Origin of the sequence: Enterococcus sp. DIV2449a, assembly GCF_051711225.1 — a bacterium.
Classification (GTDB): Bacteria; Bacillota; Bacilli; order Lactobacillales; family Enterococcaceae; genus Enterococcus_D; species Enterococcus_D casseliflavus.
The window spans coordinates 2,628,020-2,641,897 of record NZ_JBIOME010000001.1 but is presented as its reverse complement, the minus strand read 5'-3'; the positions used below and the strand labels follow the sequence as shown (position 1 = coordinate 2,641,897).

General features: G+C 43.9%; 13 protein-coding genes and 2 tRNA genes. 13 read left to right on the top strand and 2 right to left on the bottom strand.

What is annotated here, in order from left to right:
- The first annotated feature begins 58 nt into the window (after nt 1-58).
- The 4 genes from IGI76_RS12580 (at nt 59) to IGI76_RS12565 (ending at nt 857) form a co-directional block, all read left to right on the top strand.
- A complete protein-coding gene (locus tag IGI76_RS12580) occupies nt 59-292 on the top strand; it encodes a DUF2969 domain-containing protein (RefSeq protein WP_005228752.1) in 234 nt (77 codons plus the stop codon).
- 85 nt (nt 293-377) lie between these two features.
- Nucleotides 378-461, top strand: a tRNA-Tyr gene (locus IGI76_RS12575).
- 4 nt (nt 462-465) lie between these two features.
- A tRNA-Gln gene (locus IGI76_RS12570) sits at nt 466-537 on the top strand.
- 152 nt (nt 538-689) lie between these two features.
- Nucleotides 690-857, top strand: a complete 168-nt coding sequence (locus tag IGI76_RS12565) for a hypothetical protein (protein WP_005228760.1) — start codon at nt 690-692, stop codon at nt 855-857.
- Nucleotides 858-906: 49 nt separating this feature from the next.
- Here the strand turns inward: IGI76_RS12565 and IGI76_RS12560 are convergent, their stop codons facing one another.
- Nucleotides 907-1,512: a TetR/AcrR family transcriptional regulator gene (locus IGI76_RS12560; RefSeq protein ID WP_086337982.1), complete on the bottom strand. Its 606-nt coding sequence runs from the start codon at nt 1,510-1,512 to the stop codon at nt 907-909.
- A 174-nt stretch (nt 1,513-1,686) separates the two neighbouring features.
- On the opposite strand from IGI76_RS12560, the gene IGI76_RS12555 reads away from it, so the two are divergent.
- Nucleotides 1,687-5,913 carry a 2-hydroxyacyl-CoA dehydratase gene (locus IGI76_RS12555; RefSeq protein WP_231434756.1) on the top strand — a complete coding sequence of 1,409 codons (4,227 nt, stop codon included), beginning with the start codon at nt 1,687-1,689 and terminating at the stop codon, nt 5,911-5,913.
- Nucleotides 5,914-6,111: 198 nt separating this feature from the next.
- The gene (locus IGI76_RS12550) at nt 6,112-6,819 is read left to right on the top strand and encodes a GntR family transcriptional regulator (protein ID WP_005228765.1); all 708 of its coding nucleotides are present in this window, start codon (nt 6,112-6,114) and stop codon (nt 6,817-6,819) included.
- Nucleotides 6,820-7,012: 193 nt separating this feature from the next.
- Here the strand turns inward: IGI76_RS12550 and IGI76_RS12545 are convergent, their stop codons facing one another.
- A complete protein-coding gene (locus IGI76_RS12545) occupies nt 7,013-7,654 on the bottom strand; it encodes a YigZ family protein (protein ID WP_086337984.1) in 642 nt (213 codons plus the stop codon).
- A 110-nt stretch (nt 7,655-7,764) separates the two neighbouring features.
- Between IGI76_RS12545 and IGI76_RS12540 the strand changes: the two genes are divergently transcribed.
- The 7 genes from IGI76_RS12540 to IGI76_RS12510 all read left to right on the top strand — a co-directional run bounded on the left by IGI76_RS12540 (nt 7,765) and on the right by IGI76_RS12510 (nt 13,791).
- The gene (locus IGI76_RS12540) at nt 7,765-8,058 is read left to right on the top strand and encodes a DUF7662 domain-containing protein (protein WP_231434755.1); all 294 of its coding nucleotides are present in this window, start codon (nt 7,765-7,767) and stop codon (nt 8,056-8,058) included.
- Nucleotides 8,059-8,130: 72 nt separating this feature from the next.
- Nucleotides 8,131-8,451, top strand: coding sequence for a PTS sugar transporter subunit IIB (locus tag IGI76_RS12535; protein ID WP_005228768.1), 321 nt, complete (start codon nt 8,131-8,133; stop codon nt 8,449-8,451).
- Nucleotides 8,452-8,557: 106 nt separating this feature from the next.
- Complete coding sequence (locus tag IGI76_RS12530) at nt 8,558-9,868, top strand: DEAD/DEAH box helicase (protein ID WP_231434754.1); 1,311 nt, start codon at nt 8,558-8,560, stop codon at nt 9,866-9,868.
- A gap of 196 nt (nt 9,869-10,064) precedes the next feature.
- Nucleotides 10,065-10,541: a ComF family protein gene (locus IGI76_RS12525; RefSeq protein ID WP_016608760.1), complete on the top strand. Its 477-nt coding sequence runs from the start codon at nt 10,065-10,067 to the stop codon at nt 10,539-10,541.
- A gap of 137 nt (nt 10,542-10,678) precedes the next feature.
- Complete coding sequence (gene hpf / locus IGI76_RS12520; protein WP_005231866.1) at nt 10,679-11,236, top strand: ribosome hibernation-promoting factor, HPF/YfiA family; 558 nt, start codon at nt 10,679-10,681, stop codon at nt 11,234-11,236.
- Between the two features lie 185 nt (nt 11,237-11,421).
- Entirely contained in the window at nt 11,422-12,369 is a 948-nt protein-coding gene (locus tag IGI76_RS12515; protein WP_231434753.1) for a LacI family DNA-binding transcriptional regulator, read from the top strand.
- A 156-nt stretch (nt 12,370-12,525) separates the two neighbouring features.
- Nucleotides 12,526-13,791 (top strand): extracellular solute-binding protein, encoded by a 1,266-nt coding sequence (locus tag IGI76_RS12510; protein WP_086337986.1) that lies wholly within the window; start codon nt 12,526-12,528, stop codon nt 13,789-13,791.
- Nucleotides 13,792-13,878 lie beyond the last annotated feature (87 nt).

Sequence of the window (13,878 nt, the reverse complement as noted above, 5' to 3'; positions counted from 1 at the left end):
TTTCTTTTGCTGGTTTTCTGTTAAAATAGGAAGGTGCTGTAAAGAAAGAGGTGCAATCATGTCTAAGAAAAATAAAGATATCGAAGTCCGTATTGAAGAAACAACGAAAGCCATTCATGGCAAAGACTATACCGTCAATGAATTATTTATTGGTAAAAAACGTATCGGTGAGATTTTAACGACTGGACCGAAAGAATTTCAAAGCTTTTTAGGGGATGAAGATCTAGGTTCAAGCAGAAGTTTAGAAGCTGCGATCGAGATGATTATTCGCCAATGGAATTTACATGAATAATTTCTAGAAAAATTTACTTTTTGCTCTTGCAATTTGTTATCTTTTTCGGTATTATAACTATTGTCAGGTTTGAGAAAAACCTTTTGGAGGAGTAGCGAAGTGGCTAAACGCGACGGACTGTAAATCCGTTCCTTAGGGTTCAGTGGTTCGAATCCACTCTCCTCCACCATTATTGGGGTATAGCCAAGCGGTAAGGCAACGGACTTTGACTCCGTCATGCGTTGGTTCGAATCCAGCTACCCCAGTCAGATGAATACGCAGAAAAAACAGCAAGTAGTCTTGCTGTTTTTTTTCGTTATTTAACCATTATTTTTTTTGGTTTGAGGAAGGGCTATAAGTTGAAGATTTTTTTTATTTGCGATACGCTAGTAGTAAAGCATTCGGGAGATGAAAACACATGAAATTTAAACTGAATCTAAAAGAAAAAGTAACGGAAGTTGCCGAGCATGTCTATGACGTTGTCAAAAAGGAAGACTATGCGATTCGTGTGGCTCCAAAAGGAATCAAAGTAACAAAACAGCGTAAGACAAAAGACACGATCAAATGGCGCGCAAAAAATCATTGATTGAAGGGCAATTAGCATGAGAGAAACTGCATATAGGCAGTTTCTTTTTTTATTCCTCAATTTCAATCCCCAAGACAGTTAGGTGACCGTTTGCCACTAGTTTGATGACGAGTTTTGCTAAATGGTCGGCGTGCATCGTTGTTTCTGCCGTTAGCCACCAATGCAGCGTGCCAACAAATATTGAGGTCATATAATCAATAATGAAGTCTAAGGGCACTTCAAGATCGCCTTCTGTAATCTTCAAGGTTGAAAAGATCTCTTGATACCGTTCCGTTAAAATTAGCCCCAGTTTTTTACGAATGATCTCAATGGCAGAGGCATCCATGATCGTCAAATAAAAAGAGCGATTCTTTTGAATGTGTATAAAAAGTTCGGTCATGGCCGCTTCGATTTTACGGATCTTGATTCGATTGCCTTGAACGAAATCTTCAAAGTCAAGGATCGAGGTAAAAGATTCGACGGCCAAGTCAAATATTTTTTCATACAAGTCTTGCTTGTCTTTGTAATGGGCATAGAAGGTCGCGCGGTTGATCATGGCTTCGTCTGCGATATTTTGGACAGTCACTTGCTCGAAGCCTTTTTCTTCAACTAAGCGAATAAAGGCTTCAATAATGTACTTATTGGTTCGTTTAACACGTAAATCCAATTTTTTCATATTGTGAATTTCCTTTCAAAATAAACGACAAAAAACGTCTAATTGTTGTTTATCCCACACCTTCGTTGGAATTGTTTGTTGAATTATCAATTAAAAGAATTAAAATGAACATAAGTATTATAACAAACGGCTTGTTAGATAATCAACAAAGTGTTGTTTAGATGGAGGCAACAAATGAAAAAATATAAGGCGGGCATCGATGTCGGTTCAACAACGGTCAAGATGGTTCTGTTAGATGAACGCAATCAAACGTGTTTTTCAAGGTATGAACGACACTATGCAGACATCCAAAAGGCAGCGGAAAAAATTATTAAAGAAGCGCAAGCAGTAATCCAAGATCAGCCAGTTGCGCTGGCGATTACCGGATCAGGCGGAATGGGGCTGGCGGAAGTTTTGCGGATCCCTTTTGTCCAAGAGGTCATCGCTTGTACCAAAACAGTCGAGACAGTGATCCCAGAAACGGATGTGGCGATCGAATTAGGTGGTGAAGATGCGAAGATCACCTTTTTTGAAGGTGCGTTGGAGCAGCGGATGAATGGCAGTTGTGCCGGTGGGACCGGTGCGTTTATTGATCAGATGGCGGTTTTATTGAAAACGGATGCCAATGGGGTCAATGAGCTAGCCAAGGGATACCAAACCCTTTATCCGATTGCCTCACGCTGCGGGGTCTTTGCCAAAACTGATGTGCAGCCGCTGATCAATGAAGGAGCGGCAAAAGCGGACATTGCTGCGAGTATTTTTCAAGCGGTGGTCAATCAAACGATTGCTGGCTTAGCAGCTGGTCGTAAAATCAAAGGCAAGGTAGCCTTCTTAGGCGGTCCACTGACGTTTATGTCGGAATTGCGTCAACGATTTATCGATACGTTGAACCTGCAAGAAGCAGATATCATTTTTCCCGAGAATCCAGAACTATTTGTGGCGATGGGGGCTGCACTGTATGCAGAAGAAGCGCAGCAGCTTTCTGTACTATGCGACCGCTTAGCCAATGAAGAAGACGGCACACTTGCGCCAACAGATACGCTAGATCCTTTATTCAAAGACGAAGCAGAACTGGCTGTTTTTCGTGCCCGCCATGCCCAAGCGGTTGCTACAGAAAAACCTTTGTCGGAGCATAAAGGTGCTGCTTATTTGGGTATCGATGCTGGATCAACGACAACGAAAGTTGTCTTGATCAATGATGCAGGGGATTTGTTGTTTTCTTTTTATGGCAACAATGAAGGCGAGCCGTTAGCGACAACGATGGCGGTTTTACAAGAGCTTTATCGTCAGATGCCTTCTGACGTTTACATCGCAAAGTCAACGATCACAGGGTACGGTGAGCATCTGATCAAACATGCACTGAAGGTCGATATCGGTGAAGTCGAAACAATGGCCCATTACAAAGCTGCTGAACATTTCCAGCCAGGGGTTGATTTTATCCTGGACATTGGTGGGCAAGACATGAAGGCGATGACAGTCAAAGACGGTGCACTTTCTTCGATTCAGCTAAATGAAGCCTGTTCGTCAGGATGCGGCTCGTTCATTGAGACCTTTGCCAAATCTATGAATCAGGATGTTAAAGAATTTGCGCTGGCAGCGACAAAAGCCCAAGCGCCGGTTGACCTGGGTTCGCGTTGTACCGTCTTTATGAACTCAAAAGTCAAACAGGTCCAAAAAGAAGGAGCCTCTGTTGGCGACATTTCGGCTGGCTTGTCTTACTCGGTCATAAAGAATGCTATCTATAAAGTGATCAAGGTTCGGCGCCCCGAAGATCTTGGCGAGAAAATCGTCTGCCAAGGAGGGACTTTCTATAATGAAGCGGTTCTGCGCGCCTTTGAATTGATCAGCGGCCGTGAAGTCGTACGACCATCGATCGCTGGCTTGATGGGCGCTTATGGGGCGGCGTTGATCGCGTTAGAAGAAGCGGCGATCGACGATGTCAGTACGTTGTTGTCTCCTGCAGAAATGGCCGATTTTCAAGCAGAAAAAGAATTTACAAATTGCGGTCTTTGCGAAAACAATTGTTTATTAACCGTGACCCTCTTTTCGGATGGTCGAAAATTCATTACGGGGAATCGCTGCGAACGTGGTGCGCGGATCAAAATCAAAAAAGAAGACCGCAAAGTCAATCTCGTGGATGAAAAATACCGCCGCTTGTTCAAGTACCGTTCTTTGCGTAAAAAAGATGCCCTCCATGGGGAAATCGGCTTACCAAGAGTGTTGAATCTTTATGAAAATTATCCGCTATGGCATACCTTTTTCACCCAGTTAGGATTTCGAGTAACCTTGTCGCCGCGTTCTAATAAAGAACTATATGAGCAAGGGATCGAAACGATTCCTAGCGATACCGTTTGTTACCCAGCCAAACTAGCCCATGGACACATCCAAGCACTGATCGATCAAAACATACCGTTGATCTTTTATCCAGGAGTCATTTTTGAGCGAGTAGAGAACACTGCCGCTGAAAATCATTTTAACTGTCCAATCGTACAAAGCTATCCAGAAGTGATTCGTAACAACGTCGATGCGATTCGTGAAGGGGCGGTTGACTACCGCTGTCCATTTTTAAATCTGGCAGATGAAGCCTCAATGGTCAAAACCTTAATGGAGACGTTTCAAGATTTTGGTTTTTCTGAAGACGAAATTGCCCAAGCGCTGCGCAGCGGCTTCGAGGAACTAGATCAGTTCAAAGCAGATATTGCGCAACGGGGAGAAGAAACGCTGCGAATGCTGATGACGACCAACCAAAAAGGGATCGTTTTATCTGGAAGACCGTATCATTTGGACCCTGAAATCAACCATGGGATAGCGGAAGTCATTACCCAAGAAGGCTTTCATGTACTGACCGAGGACAGTATTGCTCATTTAGCAAATGTCGGCGATCTGCGGGTCGTGGATCAATGGGTCTATCATTCACGGTTGTATGCGGCTGCACGAGTGGTGGCGAAAAACAAGCAGTTGGAATTGGTTCAATTAAACTCCTTCGGCTGCGGGATCGATGCAGTGACCACCGATCAAGTCGAAGAGATCATGGCGCAATATGGCAAGCTGTATACGGTGTTGAAAATCGATGAGGGTGCAAACCTTGGGGCGATTCGGATTCGGTTGCGTTCCTTGAAAGCAGCAGTCAACGAACGGGATAAACAGCACTTTGTTCCTAAAAAGCAATACGAGGAACCAGCAAAGATTATTTTTACCAAAGAAATGCGAAAGCAGCACACGCTCTTATTGCCGATGTTGAGTCCCATCCACCAAAGCGGATTAGTAGATGTCGCTTTGCAGGCTTCCGGGTATCAAGTGGTCTGTCTGTCCAGTGAAGATCGAGAAGCAGTCAATGTCGGTTTGCGCTTTGTCAATAACGATGCCTGCTACCCGGCCATCATTTCCATTGGACAGCTGGTAGAAGCGTTACAAAGCGGGGAATATGACGTCGAAAACACCAGCGTATTGATGACCCAGACGGGCGGTGGGTGTCGCGCAACGAACTATATTCCCTTGTTACGTAAAGCATTGAACGATGCAGGATTTCCGCAAGTACCGGTGGTATCTATTTCGATGGGCAATACTGGTGTTGAATCAAATCCTGGCTTTCGCTTTACCTTGCCGATGATGAAACGCTTGGCGGTGGCATTTTTATACGGAGATCTCTTTGAACGGGTCGTTTATCGCACCCGTCCATATGAGCAAGAAGCAGGGGCTGTCGATCGGCTCCACCAAGAATGGCTGGAAAAAATTGCCAAAAATGTCCGCAATGGCTCCTTCAGCCTCTTTAATCGCAATATGAAGAAAATCATTCAAGACTTTGATCAAGTGCCGTTAAATGCTATCAAGAAGCCACGTGTCGGTGTCGTGGGAGAGATTTTAGTGAAGTATTCACCGACTGCCAATAATGATGTCGTTCGCCTGTTAGAAGCAGAAGGAGCGGAAGCGGTCGTACCAGATATTGTCGGCTTCATGAATTATTCCCTCTACAATCAGATTTGGCGCTACGAGCATTTGGGGATGGCGAAGAAAAGCAAAATGATCGCTGATTTTGCGATCATGGCGATTGAACGGCTCCAAAAACCAATGGATAAAGCGTTGCGGGCGTCAACGCGCTTTGAGGGCATTCATTCGATCCATCAGCTTGCCGAGCAAGCGAGCGAGATTGTTTCCATCGGCAATCATACGGGAGAAGGCTGGTTCTTGACCGGTGAGATGATTGATCTGTTGGAAAATGATGTCAACAATATCATTTGTCTGCAACCATTTGGCTGCCTGCCTAACCATGTAGTAGGAAAAGGTGTTATGAAAGAATTACGTCATCAATACCCGCAGGCGAACATTGCAGCGATTGATTACGATCCAGGTGTCTCGATCGTCAATCAATTGAATCGTATCCGCTTGCTGATGGCAACTGCCAATAAAGCGCTGGCTGAATAAATTCTCAAGCCAGCGACCGAACCAATTTAAAAGCAAAGAGACTGCTCTTGTTTGGACAATTTGTGATAACTTCTTTTTCTGCCTATAAAATGGGGAAAGAGTTCGCACAAATTGAGAAAAACTGAGCAGTTTTTGCTTTTTTTATTAGCTATTTAGGTATATACCAGTTATAATAGGAGGGGAACGGAGGAATGTGTAGTGGTGGAAAAATTACCTGTTTATATCCAGATTCATGATCAAATCAAAGCCAATATCGAAAACAATACATACAAAATCGGGGATCGTCTGCCTTCAGAACGGGAGTTGTCAAAACAATTCGGCGTGAGTCGCATGACGTTGCGGCAAGCGATCCAAACCTTAGCGGATGAGGGGATTCTTGAGCGCAAAATCGGTTCTGGCACTTATGTGGCTCGCCAAAAAGTACAGGAGAAAATGACGGGCACGACGAGTTTTACCGAAATTATGAATTCTCTTGGTCGTAAGCCTTCCAGCAAAGCGGTCGCTTATTTCTTGACGGCACCTAGCTCCAGTGAGATGGAAAAGCTGCAATTAGAAGGACACGAAACGATTTTACGGATGGAGCGGATTCGGTATGCGGATGATGTGCCGATCTGTTTTGAAGTAGCGAGTATCCCTGAAAAGTTTATTCATGACTTTAGCAAGGAGGAGATCATCTCTTCCCTCTATAAAGTGTTGGAAGAAAAAGGACAGCGGAAAATCGGCGGCGCTTCGCAAACGATCTCAGCTATGGTCGCTTCCGAGCAAATTGCTGATTATTTACAAATCAAACGCGGCGATGCGATTTTACGTATGCGGCAAATCACTTCATTTGAAGATGGGCAACCATTTGAATATGTGCGCACCCAATATGTCGGCAATCGTTTCGAATTTTATATGGAAAAATAAGCTGCCTGAGACGGCTGGAAACAAAAAAGACGCGAAAAAGCCGAAAGGACACTGCGAGCATACGTGCTGTTGCTCCGCATCGGTCAATTCGGTTTTTCAACGATTGGGCGTTCCTGCATTCGCTGCAGCAAGCGGCATAAGGGTCCCCGCTTTGAGGAAAAAAGCAAACCTGACCGGTGCTTGCCCTGCATAGTTACTCGGTTGGCTCCTCGATGAGGCGCTCTACATATTCGGTCTTGCCTTTGTTTAGCTGCACTTGCCCTTGCAGCAAATCAATCAAAGCGGCTTCTTGGTCGGCAAGCGTTGCTTCGGGAATCATTAAGGTAACAACGATTTTCTCGGTATAAGCAATGTCTTTTACGTAGATGTTCTGCAGTTCTAAATAGTTTTGCAGCTTACCTAAAAGGGGATAATCAATGGTCAATGCAAGCTCTTGATGCAAAACGCCTTCGACAATTCCCACCGCCTTGATGCCAGCGGAAGCTGAACTGGAATAAGCGCGGATCAATCCGCCAGCGCCAAGTTTCGTTCCACCGAAGTAGCGGGTAACGACAGCGACCATATTGATCAAGTCATTTTTCTTCAATACTTCTAAAATCGGTACTCCAGCGGTGCCGCTAGGTTCACCATCATCACTGCTGCGTTGGATCTCATGGTTTTCACCCAATACATAGGCGCTGCAATGATGATTCGCCTTCCAATGTTCTTTTTTGAGGGCTTGTATAAACGCTTTGGCTTCATCTTCTGATTGGATTCGTTTTAACGAACAGATGAAACGCGATTTTTTGATTTCTATTTCCGTTTCTCCATCTTGTCGGATCGTTCGATAAGTCACGCGTACGATCGCCTCCTTTATGTTTCTAGTATAGGCAATCGGAAGGAAAGTTACAAATAGAAGAAAGAAAAAGGCACCAACACAGACCTGAAAAAGAGGAGGCAGTTGCTTTGGGTAGACGCAAAAAGTACGATACGATCACGCACTATTTAAAAAACAACGGCGGTTCACAAATTACGTTAACCTTTACACAGTTTGATGAATTTCTTTTCCCAGCATCTGGCTTGCCCAAAAGTGCCCGCAAGAGTACGGATTGGTGGGCAAATGATTACCGACATCCTGAAAACGGGGCCTATGCGTGGCTGAATGCCGGCTATGAGGTAGTCCTCGTCAATTTAAAAAAAGAGTATGTCGTTTTTAACCGTTTAGTAAAATCAAACTGGCTGCTGGATAGAAAGCGTTGACAAATTTCAAACTTGTTCTATACTAGAGATAGGAAATGTTATCTTATTCTTAAAATTCAAGGAGTGTTCGATATGGCGAAAAAAACAATTATGTTAGTTTGTTCTGCAGGAATGAGTACAAGCTTATTAGTAACAAAAATGCAAAAAGCAGCTGAAGCAAAAGGATTAGAAGCAGATATTTTTGCAGTTTCCGCTTCAGAAGCAGATCAACATTTAGAAAGCAAAGACGTAAATGTTTTATTATTAGGACCACAAGTTCGTTTCATGAAAGGCGATTTTGAGAAACGTCTAGCGCCAAAAGGAATTCCTTTAGAAGTAATCAACATGGCAGATTACGGCATGATGAACGGCGAAAAAGTCTTAGATCAAGCTTTGACATTGATCGGCGAATAAGCAAGACCTGCTGTTGAAGCAAACAAGAAACCTGTAATCGGTTCAAGTACTTTTCAAAAAGTAGTTGAACCGATTTTTTTGCGTACTTAAAACTGAGGTGTATGTTATGACCAATCAAAAAGGAAGACAATTTTTTGTTTTAGATGAAACAATGAATGTAGGAAAACCCTTTGATTCTCGACCGGCAATGCTCGAGCAGGGGCAGAGAATCGTTTGTCAGCGATGCGGTTCTTCCCACCGCAAGCCGTCGGTGCAATTACCGATAGGCAGCTATTACTGTCCAACCTGTATTCGCTATGGTCGGATCACATCAAATAGGCGACTGGTGATTCAACCTACGGATAGTCCAGCCATTGATCACCACATCGTCTGGCCAGGAGCATTGACGCAGTTCCAGCAAAAAATTTCCCAGCAATTGGTGTCTAATTGTCGACAAAAGCGATCCTCGCTTGTTTGGTCGGTCACGGGTTCAGGGAAGACCGAAATGATCTTTGAAACGATCCGCTACGTTCGGCAAGAAGGTGGTCGAGTGGCGATCGTCTCACCTCGGATCGATGTTTGTCGTGAATTGTTTCCGCGGATTCAGCAAGCATTTCCACAAGAGGAAAGCTTGCTCCTTTATGGAAAATCAGAAGAGCCTTATCGCTACACAAACATCCTTATTGCCACCACCCATCAGCTACTGCATTTTTATCGGAGCTTTCAACTGATCGTGGTGGATGAGGTAGATGCATTTCCCTACGAGGGCGATGCGCAGCTGCGTTACGGATTATACAATGCCTTAGCCAAAAACGGGTGTCTGATCTATTTAAGTGCGACGCCTTCAGAACGACTGCTGCAAGAAATTCGTGGAAAATTCGCTGTCTTGAGAATGCCGCTGCGGTTTCATCAGCGTCCATTGATCGTTCCAAAACCTGTTCATTATAGTCACTGGGCGCAGGCTTATCGCAGAAAACGTTGGCTGCGACCATTGCTGCAGCAGTTGCAGCGGCTGCTTCAAAAAAACTTTGTCTTGGTGTTTTGTCCAAGCATTGCGCTGATGAAGGAAGTAGAAGCGGCTGTCCGCCGACAAGGCACGTCATGGTCTTTGACTAGCGTTTCGTCGCAAGATCAAAAACGGAGCGAAAAAGTAGCGTCTGCTCGTCGACAGATTTACAAGGTGTTGTTTACAACGATGATTTTAGAGCGTGGGGTGACGTTTGAAAACGTCTCAGTCATCGTATTGGGTGCTAATCATCCAGTCTTTACAAAATCGGCGCTCGTGCAAATTGCTGGTCGTGTCGATCGTAAAGGGGCCTATACGGAAGGGGAGGTCATTTTTTTCTACGACCAAATGACGGAAGCGATCCGAAAAGCACTCAACGAAATCAAGGAAATGAACCAATTGGCAAAAAGCTGGCTGACCGATGGTGTGTAGTTGGTGTAAAAGGACTTTTCCTAGAGAACGAACGATCATTGAGGTGTTGGCTCCTTGGCGTATCCCAGAAAATGAATTGTGCCCGCAATGTGCCCAACAGTTTTCAGTGATCGATTGGCGAACCTGCTGCCCTTCGTGTGGAAAAAAAGAAACTGAGTTTTGCAGCGATTGTCTCTATTGGGAAGAAACGTGTCCCATGATACAATTGCAGCACCGAGCGCTATTTGCTTACGATCAAGGAATGAAGGATTGGCTTCACGAATACAAACTGATGGGAAACTATCAGTTGCGGGGGACGTTTGCGCCTGTGATCAAACAGAAACTCAACAGGTTTGACTATGAGTGTTTGATTCCCATCCCACTATCGGCAGAGCGTTACCAACAGCGAGGGTTTAATCAAGTCACCGCTGTGCTGGAAGCCGCCGGAGTCAGATTTCAAGAGTTACTGGAGAAAGTTGTTGATACCGCACCACAGGCACAACGTTCTCGCAGGCAACGATTAGTAGAGGCGCAACCCTTTGCAGTGAAGCCAGATGTAGCGTGTGAAATCAAAGGGAAAAAATTATTGTTGATCGATGATGTGTATACTACCGGTAGAACGTTATATCATGCAGCTGAAGCACTGCAGTCCTTTGGCCCCCAGTCGATTCGTTCTTTTTCTATTGCTCGTTGAAACGTTATTTTGAAAACGCTTAAAGAAAATTGTTCGATTTACTAGGCAAATGACCAAGAGTTCGATATAATAGAGTTAAGAAGAAGAAAAGAGTGGTCCTTTTCCTTCTTTACTGGTAGACGAAAGGGGTAATTTTTATGTTTAGATATAATGTGCGTGGCGAAAATATCGAGGTAACAGAAGCGATCCGTGATTACGTCGAGAAAAAAGTAGGTAAATTAGAACGTTATTTTAATGATGTGCCAGAAGCGACAGCACACGTTAATTTGAAAGTTTATACAGAAAAAACTGCAAAAGTAGAAGTAACGATTCCTTTACCATTCCTAGTTCTACGTGCGGAAGAAACTTCACCTGATCTATATGCTAGTATCGATTTGGTTGTTGACAAATTGGAACGCCAAATCCGCAAATTCAAAACAAAAATCAATCGCAAATCTCGTGAGACAGCGTTGGTTCCGCCAACAGATGGTGATTTGTTCACAACTGAAGCAAACGATGAAGAAACCAATGGTTCTGATTTAGACATCGTACGTACAAAACGTTTGTCTTTAAAACCAATGGATAGTGAAGAAGCTGTTTTACAAATGAACATGCTTGGACACAACTTCTTTATCTTTGAAGATGCGGAAACGAATGGAACGAGCATTGTGTATCGTCGGAAAGATGGTAAATACGGGTTGATCGAAACGGATTAACACGTGTGGGATCCTTTTGGCGACACCCCAAAAAAAAGTCTTTTTTGACAGAGTAGCTGAGAAGCTGCTCTGTTTTTTTATCTTTTGGAATGAAGCAAGAAATCTTTCTATATAAAAGTTGGCTTTGTTTCTCTTTTGTTTTATTGTGTTATACTATAGATGAAATCATACAGGGAGAGTGAATCATGACTACGTTAGCAGATGTCGCCAAAAAAGCAAATGTTTCCGCAATGACCGTTTCTCGAGTGATCAACCATCCAGATAAAGTGACCGAAGAGCTAAAGCAGCTCGTTCATCAAGCAATGCTAGAACTGGATTATCAACCGAATATTGCTGCCAAATCATTAGTTTCCAAGCGTTCTCATATCATCAAAGTGTATATCTTAGAGGAGATGGACACGACGGAGCCATACTATATGAATTTATTAGTGGGGATCGCTCGTTCCATCGGCAAAGCGCATTATTCGTTGCAGCTGGTTACGACGGATGGGGTGGATCGTGGCCCAGCAGATGGTTGTATCATTACGGGATTTCGCCAAAAGGATATGGACTGGATAAAAAATTTAAAGAAACCCGTCGTTCTATTTGGTGAAAATGAAGCTGGATTCAGCTTTGTTGATAGTGACAACTACCAAGGGATCGTTTCTGCTTGTAAACACGCCCTCGATACTGGCTATCAACACTTGGTCTATATTGGTTTAGAGTTGGAAGAAGCATTTACGAAAAGCCGAGAAAAAGGGTACATAGATACAGTCACAAAAACAGGACAAGCACCAAAAATCCATCGTTTTGAGAACCGTTCTTCCGCAGCCCGCACCTTTATCACAGCACAGAAGGAGCAATTTGCGGAAAATACTTGTTTTATTTGTGCGACGGATCGTTTGGCACTAGGCATCAATCAAGGCTTGCAGTCGATTGGCGCGCAGATACCAAAGGATTTTGGGATTGTCGGCTACGATGGGGTATTCCTGGATCAGGTCAGCTCGCCCAAGTTGACGACTATGAAGCAAGCCATCGTTGAGATGGGCGAAGCTTGTGGTGAATTACTGATTCAAAAAATTGAACAGAACGATACGAGCCTGCGACAACAGCGCTTTTTACCGCAACTCATGGTTCGTGAATCCACAAGGTGAAAAATTAAGCAAATGGTTGCGCAATTTCTTTTCAATTCCTCAATATCTTAATTTAAAGGCTTTTTCAATTTTTGTTATCGCTAACATTTAGAAAATGTTTGCCATTTTAAGAAACCGGTTGCATAATAGAGTTACAAATTGCAGGAGGTAAACAGGATGAAAGTGAATTGGAAAAAGGCAGCTCTAGGATTAGTTTCAGGAAGTGCATTGTTAGCGCTTGCAGCATGTGGCGGCAACGGCGGTAGTACCGATGGTAGTAATGCAGATGCAGGTTCAGGTAGCGATGAAAAAACGATCACGGTCTCTGTAGGCGCAGACTATATTGATTATATCAATGAAGTGAAATCTGACTTTGAATCTGAAAATGATGTCACCATCAACGTTGTGGAAATGGACATGTTCGATCAAATGGATGCGCTTCAACTAGACGGTCCTGCTGGGAAAGGCCCAGATGTTACGATGTCTCCTTATGACCGTGTGGGTCAAGTAGGCTCCCAAGGGCATTTGGCAGAAATGACTTTGCCAGATGATGGACGGTACAGCGATACAGACAAGCAACAAGTGACCATCGATGATAAGATCTATGGCGCACCAGCAATGATCGAAGCGGTTGTCATGTTCTACAACAAAGACTTGATCGATGAAGCACCAGCAACTTTTTCTGATTTAGAAGAACTAGCAAAAGATGATCGTTTTGCAGAAGGCGATGACAATGTTGGTTTCTTAGCTCGTTGGACGGACTTTTATTATACGTATGGTCTATTAGCGGGGCATGGCGGGTATGTCTTTGGTGATGAAGGAACAGATCCATCTGATCTAGGGCTGAACAATGAAGGTTCTGTTGAAGCAATCACGTATGCAACTGATTGGTTCCAAAATGTCTGGCCGCAAGGAATGCTTGATGTATCAGCCAACGAAAACTTGATGTTGGATTACTTCAATCAAGGCAAAACAGCAGCTATCATTTATGGACCATGGGGCGTGAACGGCTTTGAAGAAGCAGGCATCAACTATGGTGTAGCGAAAATCCCAACGCTGAGCAATGGCAATGATTATGAAACATTTGGCGGCGGAAAAGCGTGGGTGGTATCTAACTACTCACAAAACAAAGACGTTTCTCAACAATTTGTCGAGTATTTGACCAACGAAGCCAATCAAGAGAAATTGTATGACATGCGTCATGATATTCCAGCGAACATTATGGCTCAAGAAACAGTCGCTGCTTCTGATGATCCAGTAGCAAAAGCAGTGATTGAGCAATACAGTGTTTCACAACCAATGCCAAATATCCCTGAAATGTCTGAGGTTTGGGTAGGGGCTGAAAACATGCTGTTTGATGCAGGTTCAGGCAATATGACTCCTCAAGAAGCAGCGGATAATGCTGCCAAAACAATCGAAGAAGCGATTGAGCAGAAATACTAATAATTAGCCGATTACGGTCTGTCATTCATGTCGACGATTCTATAGAGGATGTTTGTCAAAAGGATTCCTTGCAACGTAGCACGCAAG